Annotated in this window: 15 protein-coding genes and 1 riboswitch; of the genes, 4 read left to right on the plus strand and 11 right to left on the minus strand. The window is 72.8% G+C overall.

The genetic code is table 11. The annotated features are described in order from the left end of the window. Positions 1–93 precede the first annotated feature (93 nt). Complete coding sequence (locus ACH4KB_RS12800; RefSeq protein WP_398065976.1) at positions 94–924, minus strand: sulfurtransferase; 831 nt, start codon at positions 922–924, stop codon at positions 94–96. A gap of 233 nt (positions 925–1,157) precedes the next feature. Here ACH4KB_RS12800 and ACH4KB_RS12805 point away from each other — a divergent pair, with 233 nt between their 5' ends. After that, positions 1,158–1,958, plus strand: coding sequence for a VOC family protein (locus tag ACH4KB_RS12805; RefSeq protein WP_398065977.1), 801 nt, complete (start codon positions 1,158–1,160; stop codon positions 1,956–1,958). Positions 1,959–1,993: 35 nt separating this feature from the next. On the opposite strand, the gene ACH4KB_RS12810 is transcribed toward ACH4KB_RS12805, so the two are convergent. From ACH4KB_RS12810 to ACH4KB_RS12825, 4 genes are all read right to left on the minus strand, one after another. Continuing rightward, entirely contained in the window at positions 1,994–2,647 is a 654-nt protein-coding gene (locus tag ACH4KB_RS12810) for a thymidine kinase (protein ID WP_398065978.1), read from the minus strand. Between the two features lie 46 nt (positions 2,648–2,693). Next, positions 2,694–3,881, minus strand: coding sequence for an alkaline phosphatase family protein (locus ACH4KB_RS12815; protein WP_398065979.1), 1,188 nt, complete (start codon positions 3,879–3,881; stop codon positions 2,694–2,696). Beyond that, positions 3,881–4,477 (minus strand): DUF5998 family protein, encoded by a 597-nt coding sequence (locus ACH4KB_RS12820; RefSeq protein WP_030577251.1) that lies wholly within the window; start codon positions 4,475–4,477, stop codon positions 3,881–3,883. Before ACH4KB_RS12820 ends, ACH4KB_RS12815 begins: the two co-directional genes overlap by 1 nt. Positions 4,478–4,564: 87 nt before the next feature. Continuing rightward, positions 4,565–7,543 (minus strand): GNAT family N-acetyltransferase, encoded by a 2,979-nt coding sequence (locus ACH4KB_RS12825; RefSeq protein WP_398065980.1) that lies wholly within the window; start codon positions 7,541–7,543, stop codon positions 4,565–4,567. A 241-nt stretch (positions 7,544–7,784) separates the two neighbouring features. Here ACH4KB_RS12825 and ACH4KB_RS12830 point away from each other — a divergent pair, with 241 nt between their 5' ends. Continuing rightward, positions 7,785–8,066: an HPr family phosphocarrier protein gene (locus ACH4KB_RS12830; protein WP_398065981.1), complete on the plus strand. Its 282-nt coding sequence runs from the start codon at positions 7,785–7,787 to the stop codon at positions 8,064–8,066. Between the two features lie 158 nt (positions 8,067–8,224). On the opposite strand, the gene ACH4KB_RS12835 is transcribed toward ACH4KB_RS12830, so the two are convergent. The 4 genes from ACH4KB_RS12835 to ACH4KB_RS12850 form a co-directional block, all read right to left on the minus strand. Next, a complete protein-coding gene (locus ACH4KB_RS12835; protein ID WP_398065982.1) occupies positions 8,225–8,932 on the minus strand; it encodes a GntR family transcriptional regulator in 708 nt (235 codons plus the stop codon). 177 nt (positions 8,933–9,109) lie between these two features. Then, positions 9,110–9,925, minus strand: coding sequence for a M23 family metallopeptidase (locus tag ACH4KB_RS12840; protein ID WP_398065983.1), 816 nt, complete (start codon positions 9,923–9,925; stop codon positions 9,110–9,112). A gap of 13 nt (positions 9,926–9,938) precedes the next feature. Continuing rightward, positions 9,939–10,106, minus strand: a riboswitch (cyclic di-AMP (ydaO/yuaA leader). A 221-nt stretch (positions 10,107–10,327) separates the two neighbouring features. Further along, positions 10,328–11,698, minus strand: coding sequence for a M16 family metallopeptidase (locus tag ACH4KB_RS12845; protein WP_398065984.1), 1,371 nt, complete (start codon positions 11,696–11,698; stop codon positions 10,328–10,330). A gap of 26 nt (positions 11,699–11,724) precedes the next feature. Further along, on the minus strand, positions 11,725–13,107 hold the full coding sequence (locus ACH4KB_RS12850) for a M16 family metallopeptidase (RefSeq protein ID WP_398065985.1): 1,383 nt from the start codon (positions 13,105–13,107) through the stop codon (positions 11,725–11,727). A 267-nt stretch (positions 13,108–13,374) separates the two neighbouring features. Between ACH4KB_RS12850 and ACH4KB_RS12855 the strand changes: the two genes are divergently transcribed. Then, positions 13,375–15,831, plus strand: a complete 2,457-nt coding sequence (locus ACH4KB_RS12855) for a DNA topoisomerase (ATP-hydrolyzing) subunit A (protein WP_398065986.1) — start codon at positions 13,375–13,377, stop codon at positions 15,829–15,831. Positions 15,832–15,868: 37 nt separating this feature from the next. On the opposite strand, the gene ACH4KB_RS12860 is transcribed toward ACH4KB_RS12855, so the two are convergent. Together ACH4KB_RS12860 and ACH4KB_RS12865 are read right to left on the minus strand one after the other, a co-directional pair. Next, positions 15,869–17,029, minus strand: a complete 1,161-nt coding sequence (locus tag ACH4KB_RS12860; protein ID WP_398065987.1) for a CobW family GTP-binding protein — start codon at positions 17,027–17,029, stop codon at positions 15,869–15,871. Positions 17,030–17,052: 23 nt separating this feature from the next. Continuing rightward, positions 17,053–18,198 carry a citrate synthase/methylcitrate synthase gene (locus tag ACH4KB_RS12865; protein ID WP_398065988.1) on the minus strand — a complete coding sequence of 382 codons (1,146 nt, stop codon included), beginning with the start codon at positions 18,196–18,198 and terminating at the stop codon, positions 17,053–17,055. A gap of 140 nt (positions 18,199–18,338) precedes the next feature. Here ACH4KB_RS12865 and ACH4KB_RS12870 point away from each other — a divergent pair, with 140 nt between their 5' ends. Next, complete coding sequence (locus ACH4KB_RS12870) at positions 18,339–19,604, plus strand: citrate synthase (protein ID WP_398065989.1); 1,266 nt, start codon at positions 18,339–18,341, stop codon at positions 19,602–19,604. Positions 19,605–19,629 lie beyond the last annotated feature (25 nt).

Consider the following 19,629-nt stretch of genomic DNA (forward strand, 5'->3'; position numbering starts at 1 on the left):
ACCGGGAGCGGGGTCCGTACGCGGTCGCGTACGGACCCCGCTGCCTTTCGGTGTCCACGGCCCCGGCCGCACCGTGCGGCCGGGGCCGTGGGGCTACTGGGGCTCGGGCCCCGTGGCGACCGGCCGGGAGGGGTCCGAGGACCACTCGGACCAGGAGCCGGGGTACAGGACGCCCGTGAGGCCCGCGATCTCCAGGGCCAGCACCTCGTGCGCGCCGGAGACCCCGGATCCGCAGTAGACGCCCACGCCTTCGGGACTTCCCTCCGCCCCCAGGCCGGCGAACCGCGCGGCGAGCCGCTCGGCCGACAGGTAGCGCCCGTCCTCGTCGACGTTCTGTGTGGTCGGCGCGGAGACGGCCCCGGGGATGTGCCCGCCGACGCGGTCGATCGGCTCCACATCGCCCCGGTAGCGCTCCGCCGCGCGCGCGTCCAGCAGCAGACCCGAGCGGGCGAAGGCCGCCGCGCTTTCCGCGTCCAGTGTGGGCAGGGCCCCCGGCTTCGGCCGGAAATCGCCCTCGGCGGGGCGCGGGATCCGGGTGGAGAGGTCGCCCGTCCAGGCGGCGAGGCCGCCGTCCAGGACCCGTACGTCCTCGTGACCCGTCCAGCGCAGCAGCCACCAGGCTCGCGCCGCGGCCCAGCCCAGGCCACCGTCGTACACCACGACCGGGGTGTCCTGGCCGACTCCGGCCCGGCGCATCACGGCCCCGAAGGCCTCCGGGTCCGGGAGGGGGTGACGGCCGCCGTCACCCGGCGGCCCCGCCAGCTCCGTATCGAGGTCGACGAAGACCGCGCCGGGCAGGTGGCCGGCCTCGTAGTCGGGACGGCCGTGGGGACCGCCGAGCTGCCAGCGGACGTCCAGGAGCACCGGCGGTCGCGACCCGGCCGACTCGCTCGCGTATGCGGATGCGGTGATGATGGGCTTCATGGGTGCCATCCTCGCGCAGCACCACCGGTGCCCGTAACAGCCTCGGAAGGGACGGCCGGCGGGAATCCGGCCGTCCTTCGTCGAGAACCCCGACGACGCGGCGCGGCCGGTGCGTCTCCCGCGCCGGGGGGTGCGAGCATCTGCACGGGGCACGCGGACCGCTTCCCGACCCGGGACGGCGTATCTGTCCCGTCCCCCGCACGGCCACCCATACGGTCCGAGGAGAGAAGACGATGACCGAGGCCCACGCCCGGCGCACGCCCGGAACACCTTGCTGGGTAAGTCTGATCGTGCACGGCCTGACCACGACCCAGGAGTTCTACGGGGCCCTGTTCGACTGGGAGTGGCGGCCGGGTCCCGAACAGCTGGGTCCCTACGTCCGGGGGCTGCTGCACGAAAAGGAGGTCGCGGGCATCGGCCAGCTGCCGCCCGACCGCCACCTCCCGATCGCCTGGACCACCTACCTCGCCACGGACGACGCCGACGCCACCGCGGAGGCCATCCGCTCCTGCGGCGGGACGGTCGCGGTCGGGCCGCTGGACGCGGGCGAGGCGGGACGGCTCGCCATCGCCTCGGACCCGGTCGGGGCGGTCTTCGGTATCTGGCAGGGCTCGGAGCACATCGGCACCATGACGGCCGGCGTGCCCGGCACCCCGGTCTGGAACGAGTTGGTGACCCACGAGACCTCGATGGTCGCGAAGTTCTACCAGACCGTCTTCGGCTATGAGACGGAGCCGGTCGTCTCGGCCGACTTCGACTACCAGACGCTGCACCTGGACGACGTTCCGGTGGCGGCGCTGCACGGGGTCGGCCATGCGCTGCCGCGCGACCGGGGGCCGCACTGGATGACGTACTTCGAGGTCGCCGACACCGACCGGGCCGCGGCCCGGGTGGTGGAGCTGGGCGGGCGCGTCCTGCAGCCGCCGCGCGAGGGGGCGAGCGGCAGGGTGGCCACGGTCGCGGACCCGGAGGGCGCCGTGTTCACGGTCATCCGGTCCGCCGCCGGGGGCGGATCAGCGGAAGGCCGGGCGTAGCAGGCGCTCGGGCGTCGGCGCTCAGGAGTCGGCGCTCAGGCGTCGGAGGCGACCGGCAGGACGTCCGGGGAGAGAATGCCCGCGCGGGCCGCGGTCGCGGTCGTGCGGCGGCGGTGGTGACGGCGGCACAGCACCTCGTAACCGACCTCGCCCGCCTGCCGGTTGACATCGCCGACGACGACCTGGGCGCCCTCGACGACCATCTCCCCGTCGACGGTACGGGCGTTGTGCGTGGCGCGGGCGCCGCACCAGCAGAGCGCCTCGACCTGGAGGGCCTCTATCCGGTCGGCCAGCTCGATCAGCCGCTGGGAGCCCGGGAACAGCTTGGTGCGGAAGTCCGTGGTGATACCGAAGGCGAAGACGTCGAGCCCCAGGTCGTCGACGACGCGGGCCAGTTGGTCGATCTGGTCCGGGGCGAGGAACTGCGCCTCGTCCACGATCACGTAGTCGACCCGGCCGCCCCGGCTGACCCGGTCGACGATGTGCGCGTACAGGTCCATGCCCACCTCGGCCTCGACGGCGTCGGTCACCAGGCCGAGCCGGGAGGAGAGCTTCCCCTCCCCCGCGCGGTCGTCCCGGGTGAAGATCACTCCCTGGAGCCCGCGTGCGGAGCGGTTGTGACCGATCTGCAGGGCCAGCGTGCTCTTTCCGCAGTCCATGGTTCCGGAGAAGAACACCAGCTCGGGCATGAGGGGGCAAGCACCTTTCGGAGGGGGGTGGGCACGGCGGGAAGGGTTACGAGCGTACTTCGAGGAGGGGGACGAGCTGTTCCACGGGGGTCAGGGAGCCGTGCACGCCCGCCATGGCCGACTCGTGCGGCTCGTTGACGGAGGCCGTGATGATCACGTCGTCATGGGCGGCGGCGACCACGTCGCCGATCCGGCCGTACACCCGCTCGTCGATCGTCGGCCCGAACCAGCCGGCCGCGATGGCCTCGTCCCGGCTCGCGACCCAGAACTGCTCGCCGAGCACCTCGCGCCAGACGGCCAGGACGTCGGCCTGGGCGCCCGGCACCGCGTAGACGTGGCGGGCGCGTCCCTCGCCGCCGAGGAGGGCGACGCCTGCGCGCAGCTCCCAGTCCTCGTCGAAGTCGATCCGGGACTGCTCGTCGAACGGGATGTCGATCATGCCGTGGTCGGCGGTGATGTAGAGCGCCGAGCGCGGCGGGAGCTGCTCGGCGAGGCGTCGGGCGAGCCCGTCGACGTACATCAGCTGGCCGCGCCAGGCGTCCGAGTCGGTGCCGAAGCGGTGGCCCTTGCCGTCGACCTCGCTGTAGTAGGTGTAGACGAGCGAGCGGTCGCCGGCGGCCAGGCGCTGGGCGGCGACGTCCATCCGGTCCTCGCCGGAGAGCCGGCCGAGGAAGGAACCGCCGCTGAGCGCGACCTTGGTGAGGGGAGTCTGCTCGAACGTCGGCGCGGAAACCTGCGCGGTGTGCACGCCCGCGGTGTCGGCGAGCTGGAAGACGGTCGGGTACGGCTGCCAGACCTTCGGCGCGGTCCACGGCTTCCAGCGGAGCTGGTTCATCAGCTCGCCGGTCTCCGGGTTGCGCACGGTGTAGCCGGGAAGGCCGTGCTCGCCGGGCGGCAGCCCCGTGCCGACCGAGGCGAGCGAGGTGGCGGTGGTGGAGGGGAAGCCCGCGGTGAGCGGGCGGCCGGTGCCGCCGCGCGAGGTGGGGAGGAGGGAGTGCAGGAAGGGCGCCTCGTCCGGGTGGGCCTTGATCTGCTCCCAGCCGAGGCCGTCGATCAGGAAGACGCAGTTGCGGTCGGCCGGGGTCAGCTCGGGGATCGCGGCGGTGAAGCCGGGCACTTCCTGTCCGGCGGCGAGCGTCGGCAGCAGGTCGGCGAGCGAGCCGCTGCCGTACTCCGGCACGGGCGCGGTGTCGAGGGGCAGCAGGACGGGGTCCTGCCAGGCGGGCTGGGCCATCAGCGGCCGGTCGCCGCGGTGGCGGCCGTGGCCTCGGAGAGCGACTGGGCGAAGGCGAGGGTCTGGCGCACGGCGTCGGGGCCGTCGCCTGCCTCGCTGACCCGCAGGCTCAGGTCGTCGGCGGTGGAGCTGCCGGTGTAGCCGTGGTCGGCCTCGCAGTTGGCGTCGCCGCAGGCGGCGGGCTCCAGGTCGATCCGGGAGACCGCGCCCCAGCCGATGGTCAGGACGACCTCGCGGGGCAGCGTGCCCGGGACGTACTTCTCCGGGTTGGCCACGACGCGGCTGACCACGACGGAGGAGATCCGCTCCAGCTTCACCGACTCGGTGGAGGTGGTGGCGTACGGCGTCGGGGAGCTGGTGTCGGCGGCCTGCTCGTCGGTGTGGCTGACGATGAACCGGTGCTCGGTCAGGACGAGGACCGTCACATGACGGCGCACCTCGTTGGAGTCGAACGTGGTCTCCTGGTGCACCAGGTACGAAGCGACCGGCTCTCCCCCGACGGCGGCCTCCACCGCCTCGGCCACGAGGGCCGGGTAGTAGCCGCTGCGCTCGATCGCCGCGCGCAGCCCCTGGGTCGTCGTACCGGTCTTTGCCATGAGCACCATCCTACGGCGGACCGGTGGCTGTCGGGGACGCCCCGGTGGGCGGCGGCGGTCGGATCCGTCGGCAGTCGCCGGCGGGTCTCAGTAGTTCGGAAGGCGTCGGGGGCCGAGGTCGTTCCGGGCGGGCGGCGGGGCGAGCCGGACGCTCGCGCCGAGCACCGTCAGTCCGTGCGGGGCGACGACGACCGGTTCGAGGGCGACGGAGACCACCTCGGGATGGTCGTCGACCAGCCGGGACAGCCGCAGCAGCAGCTCTTCGAGCGCGGCCGTGTCGACCGGGGCCGAACCGCGCCACCCGAACAGCACCGGGGCGGCCCTGATGGACCGGATCAGCTCGGCGGCGTCGCGGTCGGTGGCGGGGACCAGCCGGTGCGCGGTGTCGCCGAGCAGTTCGGAGGGCGCGCCCGCGAGGCCGAAGGAGAGGACGGCCCCGGCGGCGGCGTCGATGGAGGCGCGGACGACGGTGTCCACGCCGCGCGGGGCCATCGCCTGGACAACGGGGAGCAGTTCGGCGGGCTTGCCGAGGAGATCGGTCAGCTCTCCGTACGCCCGGCGCAGCGCCTCCTCGTCGGCGACGTCGAGGCGGACCCCGCCGAGGTCGGCGCGGTGGCGCAGGTGGGGCGCGGTGGTCTTGAGGGCGACCGGGTAGCCGAGCCGGGCCGCCGCGGCGACGGCCGCCTCGGGGTCCGGGGCGGGGAGGGTGGGGCGGACGGCGATGCCGTAGCGGCCGAGCAGTTCGCGGGCCTCGTCGTGGGTGAGCGGGCGGCCACGCGGGTCGGGGGCGGTGGCGAGTTGTGCCTCGATCAGGGCGGCGGCCCCGGGCTCGTCGATGGTGTCGTCGAGGAACTCGGGGATCTTGCCGGGCACAGCCGCCTGGCGCCGCCACTGGGCGTACTTCACGGCCTCGGCGAGGGCCCGCACGGCGCGTTCGGCGGCGGGATAGGCGGGGATGCGGCCGGGGCCGTGGCCCGTGGCGGCCTCCGCGGCGGAGCTGGCTTCCGGGGCGCCGGGGGTGGCCCGGGTGGGGCTGGCCTGTGGGGCGGCGGGCGCGCCGGGGGCCGGGGCCGGGGCGGAGCTGGCCTTCGGGGCGGCCGGCGCGTCGGAGCCCGGGACCGGGGCGGTCGAGGAGGAAGTGGCCGCCCGGGTCCGGTCGGCGGCGGGCGTCACCGTGCGGGGGCCTAGCGCGGCGGTGCTGGACGCGGCGGCCAGCGCCTCGGCGAGGCCGCCGATCTCGACGTGGACGACGGCCACCGGCTTGGCCGCACCCCCGGCCACGGCCTTGTGGAGGGCCGTGGCCAGCACCTGTCCGTCACCGGTCTCGGCCTCTCCGTTCTCCCCCACCCACGGGATGGCGGTGACGATCACGGCGTCGCAGGTCCCGTCCGCCAGCGCCTCGGCCAGCGCGTCCCGGAAGTCCTGCGGGGAGGCGGCGGTGGTGAGGTCGATCGGCGGGCGTGGGCGCAGCCCCTCGGCCAGGCAGGCGTCGTACGTCAACAGGCCGAGGGACTCGGAGTTGCCGAGGATGGCGACCCGGGGCCCGGCCGGGAGCGGCTGGCCCGCCAGCAGGAGTCCGGCGTCGACCATCTCGGTCACCGTGTCGACCCGGATGACGCCGGCCTGGCGCATCAGCGCGGAGACCGTGGCGTCGGGGATGCGGCTGACCGGGACGGCGTGGCCGGGCGGGGTGGAGCCGCTGTGCCGGGCCCCCTTGACCACGACGACGGGCTTCACGGCGGCGGTGCGCCGGGCGAGGCGGGTGAACTTGCGGGGGTTGCCGAGCGATTCGAGGTAGAGCAGGGCGACGTCGGTGTCCGGGTCCTCGAAGGAGTACTGGAGGAAGTCGTTGCCGGAGACGTCGGCCCGGTTGCCCGCCGAGATGAACGAGGACAGGCCCGCGCCACGCCGGTGGAGGCCGGAGAGCAGGGCGATGCCGATCGCGCCGGACTGGGTGAACAGGCCGATCCGGCCGCGGGCGGGCGACTCGGGGGCGAGCGAGGCGTTCAGCCGGACGGACTCGGCGGTGTTGATGATGCCGAAGGCGTTCGGGCCGATGATCCGCATGCCGTACGAGCGCGCCTGGCGGACCAGTTCGCGCTGGAGTTCGCGGCCCTCGGCGCCCCGCTCGGCGTATCCGGCGGAGAGGACGACCAGCCCCTGGACTCCGTGCTCCCCGCAGTCGGCGACGGCTTCGGGGACCCGGTGGGCGGGGACGGCGATGACCGCGAGGTCGACCTGCTCGCCGATCTCGCCGAGCGAGCGGTGGGCGGGGACGCCGTCGAGGGTGGTCAGGCGCTCGTCGAAGGCGCGGTTCACCGCGTACGTACGGCCCGTGTAGCCGGCGGCGAGGAGGTTGCGCAGGACGGTGCGGCCCACGCCGCCGGGCGTGCGGCCGGTGCCGATGACCGCGACGGAGCCGGGGGCGAGCAGACGCTGCACCGAGCGGGCCTCGGCGCGCTGTTCGCGGCCGCGCTGGACGGCGAGGGACTTCTCGGTGGGTTCGAGGTCGAGGGTGAGGTGGACGGAGCCGTCCTCGAAGCTGCGGCGCTGGGTGTAGCCGCCGTCCCGGAACACCTTGATCATCTTGTTGTTGGCGGGGAGCACCTCGGCGGCGAAGCGGCGGATGCCGCGCTCCCGGGCGACCGCGGCGATGTGTTCGAGCAGCGCCGAGGCGACACCCCGGCCCTGGTGGGCGTCCTGGACGAGGAAGGCGACCTCGGCCTCGTCGGCGGGGGCTGAGGCGGGGCGGCCCTGGTCGTTGATGCGGTCGTAGCGGACCGTTCCGATGAACTCGCCGCCGATCGTGACGGCCAGTCCCACCCGGTCGACGTAGTCGTGATGGGTGAAGCGGTGCACGTCCCGGTCGGATAGGCGCGGATACGGGGCGAAGAACCGGTAGTACTTCGACTCGTCGGACACCTGCTCGTAGAAGCTGACCAGTCGCTCGGCGTCGTCCGTGGTGATCGGCCTGATGCGCGCGGTGCCCCCGTCGCGGAGCACCACGTCCGCTTCCCAGTGGTCGGGGTACGCGTGATGCGGACTCTGCTCCGGCGTGGGCTCCATGGGCAAAGCCTACGGCGGGGACCCCGGTCGCGGAGGGATCGGTGCCCGGGCAGTCTGAGGGGGCCCGGACCGGGGGCCGCCGGAGCACAGGACGGGACAGGAGGCCGGGCACAGGACCGGCAGGAGACCGGGCAGGACCGGCAGGAGACCGGGCACAGCGCCGGACAGGAGGCCGGGCACAGCACCACGCACTGCATGAGAGACTGGTCTAGACAACCGTTGATATGTGAAGGGCAGAACCATGGCTGAGCGCCGCGTAAACGTCGGTTGGGCCGAGGGCCTGCACGCCCGCCCCGCTTCCATCTTCGTCCGTGCCGCCACGGCTTCCGGCGTCCCCGTGACGATCGCCAAGTCCGACGGCAACCCGGTGAACGCCGCCTCCATGCTCGCCGTGCTCGGCCTGGGCGCACAGGGCGGCGAGGAGATCGTGCTCGCGTCCGACGCGGACGAAGCCGAGGCCGCTCTGGACCGGCTCGCGAAGCTGGTCGCCGAGGGCTTGGAAGAACTCCCCGAGACCGTCTGACCCACGCGACCCGGCCCGGCCGGATTCGACCGGTGCGAGAGCCGTGACCCTCTGAGGGGTCACGGCTCTTTCGCTTTCGGAAAAGAGCTACGCATCGACAATTGCGGACAGCACAAACAATGCCCCGCAATTACTTCTCTCTGTCTACGGCTCTTCTGTTAATTGCGGACGCCCGCGATGTTTACGTCATGTTGCGAAGTACTCACGCGGGGAACGGGCGCGGTGCGCCGCCCCGGCGGTCGCGGGCGGCGCAGCCGGTGGGCCCCCGCGGCGCGTTCCGCGTACTGGGCGGTCAGCGCCCTCGCCCGGTCGGCGTCGCCGCGCGCCACGGCGTCCACGATCGCGCCGCGCTCGGCCCAGGAGTCGACCGGGCGGGCCGGCTGCTCGACCGCGTACATCCAGGCGATCTTGTGCCGGAGCTGGGTGAGCAGGGCGATGAGCCCGGGGCTGCCGGAGGCCTGCGCGAGGGTCTCGTGGAACCAGCCGGCCAGCGAGCGCAGATCCTCGCCCTCGCCCCGGCGGGCGCGCTCCTGGCCCAGTCTGACCAGGCCCCGGAGCACCTTCAGGTGGGCTTCCGTGCGGCGCTGCGCGGCGCGGGCCGCCCCCAGGGGCTCCAGCAGCATCCGCACTTCCAGGAGGTCGGCCGCCTCCTGCACGGTGGGCTCGGCGACACAGGCGCCCGCATGTCTGCGGGTGACGACGAAGCCCTCGGACTCCAGGGTGCGCAGGGCCTCACGGACCGGGACGCGGGAGACCCCGTAGCGGCGGGCCAGCAACTCCTCGGTGAGGCGGCTGCCCCGCTCGTAGACACCGGAGACGATGTCGTCACGGATTGCCGTGCATACCGAATGCGCGGGAATGCGCATGTCCGAACCTCCGCCTTGATCCCCGCGAAACGCGGCCGCCCGACGTCTGTTCCGTGACTCTATTGCAATCTGCCGGAATTTCCGATGGCAGGCCGGAATTCGTGGATATCCACGGGCCCGAATCGCCGAGGGCCCCGGCGGGTGCCGGGGCCTTCGGGCAACGTCGCGCGGGGCGGGTCAGACGTTCAGTCCGTGGGAGCGCAGGTAGCCGACGGGGTCCATGTCGGAGCCGTAGTCGGGGCTGGTCCGGGCCTCGAAGTGCAGGTGCGGGCCGGTGGAGTTGCCGGTGGAGCCGGAGAGGCCGATCTGCTGGCCGGAGGAGACGCTCTGGCCGACGGAGACGCCGATCGAGGAGAGGTGGCCGTACTGGGTGTACGTGCCGTCCGTCATCCGGAGCACGATGTTGTTGCCGTACGCGCCGCCCCAGCCGGCCTCGACGACCGTGCCGGCGCCGACGGCGACGACGGAGCTGCCGGAGGCGGCCTGGAAGTCCACGCCGGAGTGGCTGCCGGAGGACCAGAGCGAACCGCCGGCGTTGTAGCCGGTGGTGACGTGGGAGCCGGCGACGGGGAGGTGGAAGGCGTTCAGGCGGGCGCGCTCGGCGGCGCGGGCGGCACGGGCCTTCTCCTCGCGGACCTCCTTGGCGCGGGCCTCTGCCTTGCGCTCGGCCTCCGCCTTGGCCTTGGCCTTGGCGGCCTTCTCGCGGGCCTCCGCGGCGGCCTCGGCCTTCGCCTTCGCGATCGCGTCGGCCTGCTGCTTCTGGGCGTGGGCCTGGGCGTCTATCTGCTCGGCGAGAGTGGCGTCGAGGGCGACGGTCTGGGTGAGGCCGGTGTCGGCGACCTGGGCGGCCTCGGTGTCCGCGGCGAGGGCCGGCGAGGCCAGCGAGCCGAGGACACCGGTGGTGGCCAGAGCCGCGATGCCGGCGGCCTGGGCGCTCCGGCGCGTGAGGCGGCTCGGGGCACGGTGCTTCCCGGTGGCACGGGTGAACGCCATGGAGGGGCTGATCCTTTCCTTCCTTCTCGCCTACCGGGTTAGCTGACGGGTTCGGAGCAGGAAGGTCTCCTACGGATCCCCGCGCCGGTTTCGCGGCACGGGCCTCCGATTCACCCCAGGGACTGCGTGGGTCCCCGGCTCCCCAGGCTCGCGCCTGACGGGGACTCGGCGATGACTGCCCGGCGCCGCGGCTGCGGCATACGGGTGGCGGACAGCCGAGCCGACGCTAGGCGGGGCGACTTCCCATCACCAAACGGACAAGGGGATTTGTCGCACATCCCACAGGGCAGACAGGCAACCTCTCCCCCAAAGGGGATGAAATGGACTAATCGAACAAAAAGGAGGACCCCGACGAATATGCGTTCGTCGGGGTCCTGTTCGCGGCGGTGTGCCACACGTGCGTCAGCCGGTGACGACGGACACCTCTCCGATGCCGAGGGCCTTCACGGGCTCCTCGATCCGGGCGGCGTCCCCCACGAGGACCGTGACCAGCCGGTCGACCGGGAAGGCGCTGACCACGGCGGCGGTCGCCTCCACGGTGCCCGTCTCGGCGAGCCGGGCGTAGAGGTGGGCCTGGTAGTCGTCGGGGAGGTGCTGCTCGACCTGGTCGGCCAGCGTGCTCGCGACGGATGCGGCGGTCTCGAACTTCAGCGGGGCGACGCCCACCAGGTTCTGTACGGCCGTCTCGCGCTCGGCGTCGGTCAGCCCCTCGGCGGCCAGCGTCCGCAGGACCTTCCAGAGGTCGTCCAGCGCCGGTCCCGTGGACTCCGTGTCCACCGAGCCGCTGATCGCGAGCATGGCCGCGCCGCCCGAGTCGGGGCCGCTGGAGCGCAGCACCTGGGCGAAGGCCCGCACCCCGTAGGTGTAACCCTTCTCCTCGCGCAGCACCCGGTCCAGCCGGGAGGTGAGGGTGCCGCCCAGGCAGTAGGTGCCGAGCACCTGGGCGGGCCACACGCGCTCGTGCCGGTCGGCGCCGATGCGGCCGATCAGCAGCTGGGTCTGGACCGCGCCGGGCCGGTCCACGATCACGACGCGGCCGGTGTCGTCCGCGGTGATGGGGGGCACCGGGCGGGCCTGGCCGGCGTTGCCCGACCAGTCGCCGAGGGTCTGGGCCAGTAGCGCGTCCAGGTCGATACCGGTCAGGTCGCCGACGATCACGGCCGTCGCGGTGGACGGCCGGACGTGGGCGTCGAAGAAGGCGCGCACGGCCCTCTCGTCGATCCGCCGGACCGTCTCCTCCGTGCCCAGGCGCGGGCGGGACATCCGGGCGGTGGCCGGGAACAGCTCCTTGGAGAGCTGCTTGGCGGCACGCCGGGACGGGTTGGCGTGCTCGTGCGGGATCTCGTCGAGGCGGTTGCCGACGAGGCGCTCGATCTCGCTCCGGTCGAAGGCCGGGGCCCGCAGCGCCTCGGCGACCAGCCCGAGGGCCTTGGTCAGCCGGGAGACCGGGACCTCCAGGGAGACCCGGATGCCGGGGTGGTCGGCGTGCGCGTCGAGCGTGGCGCCGCAGCGCTCCAGCTCGGCGGCGAACTCCTCGGCGCTGTGCTTGTCGGTGCCCTCCGAGAGCGCCCGCGACATGATCGTGGCCACGCCGTCCAGGCCCTCGGGTTCGGCCTCCAGCGGCGCGTCCAGGAAGATCTCCACCGCGACGACCTGCTGGCCGGGGCGGTGGCAACGCAGCACGGTCAGCCCGTTGGGCAGGGCGCCGCGCTCGGGCGCCGGGAAGGCCCAGGGGCGGGCCGTGCCGGGCGTGGGCTGCGGGTGGTACTCCATGGCTACTCCAGTCACGGCGGCGTCGCTCACTTGTCCGCCCCCTCGTGCGCGTCGGTGCCCTCGGTGGCTGCCGTGCCCTCGTCGGCCTCGTCGGCCGGCTCGACGGGTTCGATGGGCTCGTACACCAGCACCGCCCGGTTGTCGGGGCGCAGGGCCGCCTCGGCCGCCGCGCGCACCTCCTCCGCGGTGACGTCCAGGACGCGGCCCACGGCGCTCAGGGCGAGCTGCGGGTCACCGAACAGGACCGCGTAGCGGCACAGTTCGTCGGCGCGGCCGGCGACCGTGCCCAGCCGGTCGAGCCACTCGCGCTCCAACTGCGCCTGGGCCCGCTCCATTTCCTCGGGGGTGGGCCCCTCGGCGGCGAACCGGGCCAGCTCCTCGTCGACCGCGGCCTCGATCGTCTCGACCTCGACGCCGCCGGACGTCTTCACGTCCAGCCAGCCGAGCGAGGGTGCTCCGGCGAGCCGCAGCAGTCCGAAACCGGCCGCCACCGCCGTACGGTCACGGCGGACCAGGCGGTTGTGCAGCCGGGAGGACTCGCCGCCGCCCAGCACGGTGAGCGCCAGGTCGGCGGCGTCGCAGGCGCGGGTGCCGTCGTGGGGGAGGCGGTAGGCGGCCATCAGGGCGCGCGCCGGGACCTCCTCGTGGACCACTTCGCGCAACTGTTCGCCGATGATCCCGGGCAGCGTCCCGTCGCGCGGCGGCTGCTTGCCGTCGTGGGAGGGGATGGTGCCGAAGTACTTCTCGATCCAGGCGAGCGTCTGCTCGGGATCGATGTCGCCGACCACCGAGATCACCGCGTTGTTGGGCGCGTAGTACGTACGGAAGAACGCGCGGGCGTCCTCCAGCGTGGCCGCGTCCAGGTCGGCCATGGAACCGATCGGGGTGTGGTGGTACGGGTGGCCCTCGGGGTAGGAGAGGGCGGTCAGCTTCTCGAACGCGGTGCCGTAGGGCACGTTGTCATAACGCTGGCGGCGCTCGTTCTTGACGACGTCGCGCTGGTTCTCCATGGACTCCTCGTCGAGCGCGGCGAGGAGGGAGCCCATCCGGTCGGCCTCCAGCCAGAGCGCCAGCTCCACCTGGTGGGTGGGCATGGTCTCGAAGTAATTGGTCCGCTCGAAGCTGGTCGTCCCGTTGAGCGAGCCGCCGGCCCCCTGGACGAGCTCGAAGTGACCGTTCCCCTCGACCTGGCCCGAACCCTGGAACATCAGGTGCTCGAAAAGGTGAGCCAGACCGGTGCGTCCCTTGACCTCGTGGCGCGAGCCGACGTCGTACCAGAGGCAGACCGCGGCGACCGGGGTCAGATGGTCCTCTGAGAGCACCACACGCAGGCCGTTGGCCAGGCGGTGCTCGGTCGCTGTCAAGCCGCCGGAGCCGGCCTGTGCGGTGGCCGTGTGACCCATGGGCATGTACGTCCCTTCGATCGCGATACTGGACTTCCTGCCAGACCTGCCACTCTAAGCAAGCGCACCGGCACCTGGCGAAGTTCCCGTTCCGCGGATGTTTCCGTCGATGGTGTCGCGGACGCTGTCCGGGCGGGCCCCTCGGCCCGCTTCGGACGGGTCGAGGTCGGCGTTGTCAGTACGGCGGTCCACAATGGACCGCGTCAGTAGCTCGTGTCGTACCGAACAAGCTCAGGTTGTCCGAACAGAATCTGTGAAGGAGTCGCAGCCGCGATGGCCCGCCGTAGCACGAAGACCCCGCCGCCGCCGGACGACTTCGAGGAGAAGATCCTCGACATCGACGTCGTCGACGAAATGCAGGGCTCCTTCCTCGAGTACGCGTACTCGGTGATCTACTCCAGGGCCCTGCCCGACGCCCGCGACGGCATGAAGCCGGTGCACCGCCGCATCGTGTCCCAGATGAACGAGATGGGGCTGCGCCCCGACCGCGGCTATGTGAAGTGCGCCCGCGTCGTCGGCGAGGTGATGGGCAAGCTGCACCCGCACGGCGACGCCTCGATCTACGACGCCCTGGTGCGCATGGCGCAGCCGTTCTCGATGCGCCTCCCCCTGGTCGACGGTCACGGCAACTTCGGCTCCCTCGGCAACGACGACCCGCCGGCCGCCATGCGGTACACCGAGTGCCGGATGGCCGACGCCACCTCGCTGATGACCGAGGCGATCGACGAGGACACCGTCGATTTCCAATCGAACTACGACGGCCAGGAGCGCGAGCCGGTCGTCCTCCCCGCCGCCTACCCCAACCTCCTGGTCAACGGGGTCTCCGGGATCGCCGTGGGCATGGCCACCAACATGCCCCCGCACAACCTGGGCGAGGTCATCGCGGCCGCCCGGCACCTGATCAAGCACCCGGGCGCCGACGTCGAGACGCTGATGCGCTTCGTCCCGGGACCCGACCTGCCCACCGGCGGCCGCATCGTCGGGCTGGGCGGCATCAAGGACGCGTACACGGCGGGCCGCGGCACGTTCAAGATCCGTGCCACCGTCGCCGTGGAGAACGTGACGGCCCGCCGCAAGGGCCTCGTCGTCACCGAACTGCCCTTCACCGTCGGCCCGGAGAAGGTGATCGCCAAGATCAAGGACCTGGTCTCGGCGAAGAAGCTCCAGGGCATCGCCGACGTCAAGGACCTCACCGACCGGGCGCACGGACTGCGTCTGGTCATCGAGGTGAAGAACGGCTTCGTGCCGGAAGCGGTGCTGGAGCAGCTCTACAAGCTGACGCCGATGGAGGAGTCCTTCGGCATCAACAACGTGGCGCTGGTCGACGGTCAGCCGCTCACCCTGGGCCTCAAGGAGCTGCTGGAGGTCTATCTGGACCACCGCTTCGAGGTGGTGCGCCGGCGCAGCGAGTTCCGCCGCACCAAGCGCCGCGACCGGCTGCACCTGGTCGAGGGCCTGATCGTCGCCCTGCTCGACATCGACGAGGTCATCCGGATCATCCGGGACAGCGACAACTCCTCGCAGGCGAAGGAGCGCCTGATGGCGCACTTCTCGCTGAGCGAGATCCAGACGCAGTACATCCTGGACACCCCGCTGCGCCGGCTCACCCGTTTCGACCGGATCGAGCTGGAGAGCGAGCGGGACCGGCTCACCGGTGAGATCGACGCGCTGACCGCGATCCTGGAGTCGGACGCGGAGCTGCGCAAGCTGGTCTCCTCGGAGCTGGCCGCCGTGGCGAAGAAGTTCGGCACGGACCGGCGCACGGTGCTGCTGGAGTCGGCCGGTGCGCAGATCGCGTCCGTGCCCCTGGAGGTGGCGGACGACCCGTGCCGGGTGCTGCTCTCCTCGACGGGCCTGCTGGCCCGTACGGCCAACGCGGAGCCGGTCGAGATCTCCGAGGACGCCCGGCGGACCAAGCACGACGTGATCGTGTCGGCGGTGGCGGCGACGGCGCGCGGTGATGTCGGGGCGGTGACCTCCACGGGCCGGATGCTGCGGCTCTCGGTGATCGACCTGCCACAGCTGCCGGACACGCACGCGGAGCCGAATCTCTCGGGCGGGGCGCAGATCTCCGAGTTCCTCAGCCTGGAGGCGGACGAGAAGCTGATCTGCCTGACGACGCTGGAGGAGTCCTCGCCGGGCCTCGCGATCGGCACCCTTCAGGGCGTGGTGAAACGCGTCGTGCCGGACTACCCGCCCAACAAGGACGAGCTGGAGGTCATCGCTCTCAAGGACGGTGACCGCGTCGTGGGCGCGACCGAACTGCGCACGGGCGAGGAGGATTTGGTGTTCATCACCTCCGACGCCCAGTTGCTCCGGTACCCGGCGGCGTCGGTACGTCCGCAGGGGCGGGCCGCCGGAGGGATGGCGGGCGTCAAGCTGACGGCCGGGGCGGAGGTGCTGTCGTTCACGGCAGTGGACCCGGCGGCCGGGGCGATCGTGTTCACCGTGGCCGGTTCGCACGGCACGCTGGACGACTCGGTGCTCACGTCCAAGCTCACCCCGTTCGACCAGTATCCGCGCAAGGGCCGGGCCACCGGCGGGGTGCGCTGCCAGCGGTTCCTGAAGGGCGAGGACGTCCTGGTGTTCGCGTGGGCGGGCCCCACTCCGGCACGGGCCGCGCAGAAGAACGGCACCCCGGCGAAGCTGCCGGAGCCGGACCCGAGGCGGGACGGCTCGGGCACTCCGCTGCTGGAGACGGTGGACGTGATCGCGGGACCGCCGCTGTAGGCGTCCTCTTCGTACGGCGGGGAGCGGCCCGGGGGTGTTACGCCTCCGGGGCCGCTTCCTGTACGTCGGGGTCCGCCTGCTGTACGTCCACCGGGTCCGCCCGTTGTTCGTCCACGGGGTCCGCCTCCTGGTGTACGTACCGCAGCACGCCCCACATGCCGCGTTCGACGGCAGCGGCGTCGGCGGGCTCGTCGGGGGCGGGCTCGTCCGCGCGGCAGGCGGCGAGCCCGGCCGACAGCGCTTCGGCGTCGATGCCCGCGCCGATCATGACGAGCTGGGTGAGCCGCTGTTCGCCGCGCGCCCACGGGCGGGGAACGAAGCGCAGGAAGCGGCCCACCGCGTGCAGCGCGTACGTGTTGTCCCGGTCCCCCGCGCCGAAGTCCGCGAGCCCCTTGATCCGGTAGAGCCCGTCGGGCCGGGAGTCGAGGAACTCCATGAAGCGGCGTGGGTCCATGGGAACGTCCGAGGTGAAGTCGACGCTCTCGTACGCGGCGTGGAGGTGGTCGTCGTGCCCCTCGTGCCCGTCGGTCGCCTCCTCCCGCAGCAGGTCCTCGAAGGTGAGCTGGCGGACCAGGTCCTCGTGGTCCGGTCGCAGGGCCGGGTCGAAGAGGAGCTCGGGGTCGATCCGGCCGTGCACGGCGGAGATCACGGCGGCGGGTCCGCTCAGCTCCGCGACCGTCGCCCGCAGCCGCTCCCGCTCGGCCTCCCCCACCCGGTCGGTCTTGTTCAGGACGACGAGGTCGGCGACGGCGAGATGGCGGTCGAGCTCCGGATGCCGTTGACGGGTGCTGTCGAACTCCGCCGCGTCGACGACCTCGACGAGGCCCCCGTACAGAATGTGCGGGTTGTCGCTGGCCAGCAGCATACGGACGAGCTCCTGGGGTTCGGCGAGACCGCTCGCCTCGATGACGATGACGTCCAGTCGGGCGGACGGCCGGGTCAGCGTCTCCAGGAAGGTGTCGAGTTCGCTCGCGTCGACGGCACAGCACAGACAGCCGTTGCCCAGCGAGACGGTCGAGCCGACCTGACCCGAGACCGTCATGGCGTCGATCTCGATGGCCCCGAAGTCGTTGACGATCACGCCGATCCGGGTGCCCGCGCGATTGCGGAGCAGATGGTTCAGCAGCGTGGTCTTGCCGGATCCGAGGAAGCCCGCCAGGACGACGACCGGGATCTGCGGGGTGCGGGGCGGGGTCAACGGGGGCCTTCCTGGGGTCGTCGTCAGGGTGCCGGGACCGGCTGCGGCGGGGGTGCGCCGACGTAGCGGGCCGCCGGGCGGATGATCTTCGAGTCCTCCGCCTGCTCCAGGATATTGGCGCTCCAGCCGATCACCCGCGCCGCGCAGAAGGTGGGGGTGAACATCGCGCGCGGCAGTCCGCACAGCTCCATGACCACCCCGGCGTAGAACTCCACGTTGGTGTGCAGTTCGCGGCCCGGCTTGAGCTCGGCGAGGATGGCCTCGACCTGGCGCTCGACCTCCACGGCGAAGTCGACGAGCGGTCCGCCGAAGCCCTGCGCGAGGGACTTGAGCATCCGGGAGCGCGGGTCCTCGGTGCGGTAGACGGGGTGCCCGAAGCCCATGATGCGGCGGCCCGAGAGGACCTGTTCGCGGATCCAGCCGTCGATGCGGTCCAGGGTGCCGATGGCGTCCAGGGTGTCCAGGGCCCGGCTGGGGGCTCCGCCGTGCAGCGGCCCGGAGAGCGCGCCGACCGCCGCGACCAGGCAGGCGGCCAGGTCGGCCCCGGTGGAGGCGACGACCCGGGCGGTGAAGGTGGAGGCGTTGAAGCCGTGGTCGACGGTGGAGACGAGGTACTGCTCGACGGCCCTGGCGTGCTCCGGCTCCGGCTCCGACCCGGTCAGCATGTACAGGTAGTTCGCGGCGTGCGGCAGGTCCTCGCGGGGCTCGACCGGCTGGAGCCCCCGACCCAGGCGGTGGAGGGCGGTGAGGATCGTGGGGACGGCCGCGCAGACGGTGAGCGCGTCCTGGCGCCGCCGCTCGGTCCCGATGTCGTACACGGGGCGGAAGCCGGCCGAGGAGCCGAGCAGGGACAGCGCGGTGCGCAGACCGGCGAGGGGGCCGGAGGCGGCGCCGGCGCGGGCGATGGCGGGCAGCGCGTCGCGCACCTCGGCGGGCAGGGTGCGCAGCGCGGCCGTGCGGGCGGCGAAGTCGGCGGCGGCCGCCCGGTCGGGCAGTTCGCCGTGGACCATCAGGTACCAGACGTCCTCGAAGCCACGGGTCCGCGCGAGCTCGATCGCCGAGTACTGGCGGTAGTGGTAGAAGCCCTCGCGGCCGCGCACGTCGCCGAGGGCGGTGTCGGTGACGACTACGCCGGCGAGACCGCGGGGGACGGCAGGGGTGGTGGTCATGGCTGTTCTCTTTTCGACGCGCGGAACATTGATTCGACTGTCTATGCTTGACTCGAATTCTGTCAACGTTGATTGAATCAATGTAAAGGGTGGACACTCTTGGGCTCCTTCATGGATTCAGGATGGATACGGTGGTCGGCATGACGGATCAATCAGCACCCGACGGGCAGGGGCCGCCCCGGCTCACCACCCGGGAGGCCGCCGAACTGCTGGGCGTGAAGCCGGAGACGGTGTACGCGTACGTCAGCCGGGGCCAGCTGAGCAGCGCGCGGGCCGCCGGCGGGCGGGGCAGCACGTTCGACGCCGACGAGGTCCGGGCACTGGCCCGGCGCTCGGGGCGCAGGGACGCCTCCCCGGCCGGGGGCGACCTGGCCTTCCGCACGGGCATCACGCTCATCGAGGGCGACCGCTGCTTCTTCCGCGGGGTCGACGCGACGGAGCTGGCCGCGCACTACAGCTACGAGGAGGTCGCCGAGTGGCTGTGGACGGGTGAGCTGAGCCCGGGCGCCCGTTTCACCGCGGCGGCCGGGACCCTCGCGGCGGCTCGCCGGACGGTCGGCGCGCTGCCCGCGCACAGCGGGTCGACGGACCGGCTGCGGGTGGCGGTGACCGCCGCGGCGGCCACGGACCCGCTGCGGTTCGACCTGTCGCCCGAGGCGGTGCTCAGCAGCGCCCGGAGTCTGATCCCGACGCTGGTGGGCGCCCTGCCGGAGCTCGGCGACCCGGCGGACGAAGAGGGTTCCCTGGCGCGGGGGCTGTGGTCACGGCTCACCGCCGAGCCGGCCGACGCCCCGTCCCTGGCCGTGCTGGACGCGGCCCTCGCCCTCCTGATCGACCACGATCTGGCCGCCTCCACCCTGGCGGCCCGGGTCGCCGCCTCCGCGCGGGCCCACCCGTACGCCGTGGTCTCGGCGGGCCTCGGCGTGCTGGAGGGGCCGCTGCACGGCGCGGCGAGCGGGCTGGCGCACCGGATGCTCCGGGAGGCGGTGGACCGGGGCAGCGCGGTCCCCGTGGTCGCCGATCACCTGCGGACGGGGCGGCGGGTGCCGGGGCTGGGCCACCGGCTCTACCGGGGCGAGGACCCGCGGGCGACCGCCCTGTTCGCGCTGCTGGAGGACGTGCCGCAGGCCGCCGGGGCGCTGGCGGCGGCCCGCGAGGTGGTCGGCACGACGGCGCGGCACGCCCCGCTGCACGCCAACATCGACCTGGCCCTGGCCGTCCTGTCCGTCTCCCGGTCCATGCCGGCGGACGCGGGCGAGACGGTGTTCGCGGTGTCCCGCACCGCGGGCTGGATCGCCCACGCGCTGGAGGAGTACGGAGAGCGCCCGCTCCGCATCCGCCCCAGCGGGCAGTACACGGGCCCCAGGCCGCCACAGCCGCTGCCCGGGCTCCGGACGGCCCCCTAAGGGCTGTCAGCGCAAATTAGCTACG

The organism is Streptomyces sp. NPDC017520 (assembly GCF_044329855.1).
Classification (GTDB): Bacteria; Actinomycetota; Actinomycetes; order Streptomycetales; family Streptomycetaceae; genus Streptomyces.

Bases quoted from the DNA above. Each gene is read 5' to 3' on its own strand.
- ACH4KB_RS12800 (WP_398065976.1), bottom strand. From the start codon at position 924: ATGAAGCCCATCATCACCGCATCCGCATACGCGAGCGAGTCGGCCGGG.
- ACH4KB_RS12805 (WP_398065977.1), top strand. From the start codon at position 1,158: ATGACCGAGGCCCACGCCCGGCGCACGCCCGGAACACCTTGCTGGGTA.
- ACH4KB_RS12810 (WP_398065978.1), bottom strand. From the start codon at position 2,647: ATGCCCGAGCTGGTGTTCTTCTCCGGAACCATGGACTGCGGAAAGAGC.
- ACH4KB_RS12815 (WP_398065979.1), bottom strand. From the start codon at position 3,881: ATGGCCCAGCCCGCCTGGCAGGACCCCGTCCTGCTGCCCCTCGACACC.
- ACH4KB_RS12820 (WP_030577251.1), bottom strand. From the start codon at position 4,477: ATGGCAAAGACCGGTACGACGACCCAGGGGCTGCGCGCGGCGATCGAG.
- ACH4KB_RS12825 (WP_398065980.1), bottom strand. From the start codon at position 7,543: ATGGAGCCCACGCCGGAGCAGAGTCCGCATCACGCGTACCCCGACCAC.
- ACH4KB_RS12830 (WP_398065981.1), top strand. From the start codon at position 7,785: ATGGCTGAGCGCCGCGTAAACGTCGGTTGGGCCGAGGGCCTGCACGCC.
- ACH4KB_RS12835 (WP_398065982.1), bottom strand. From the start codon at position 8,932: ATGCGCATTCCCGCGCATTCGGTATGCACGGCAATCCGTGACGACATC.
- ACH4KB_RS12840 (WP_398065983.1), bottom strand. From the start codon at position 9,925: ATGGCGTTCACCCGTGCCACCGGGAAGCACCGTGCCCCGAGCCGCCTC.
- ACH4KB_RS12845 (WP_398065984.1), bottom strand. From the start codon at position 11,698: ATGGAGTACCACCCGCAGCCCACGCCCGGCACGGCCCGCCCCTGGGCC.
- ACH4KB_RS12850 (WP_398065985.1), bottom strand. From the start codon at position 13,107: ATGCCCATGGGTCACACGGCCACCGCACAGGCCGGCTCCGGCGGCTTG.
- ACH4KB_RS12855 (WP_398065986.1), top strand. From the start codon at position 13,375: ATGGCCCGCCGTAGCACGAAGACCCCGCCGCCGCCGGACGACTTCGAG.
- ACH4KB_RS12865 (WP_398065988.1), bottom strand. From the start codon at position 18,198: ATGACCACCACCCCTGCCGTCCCCCGCGGTCTCGCCGGCGTAGTCGTC.
- ACH4KB_RS12870 (WP_398065989.1), top strand. From the start codon at position 18,339: ATGACGGATCAATCAGCACCCGACGGGCAGGGGCCGCCCCGGCTCACC.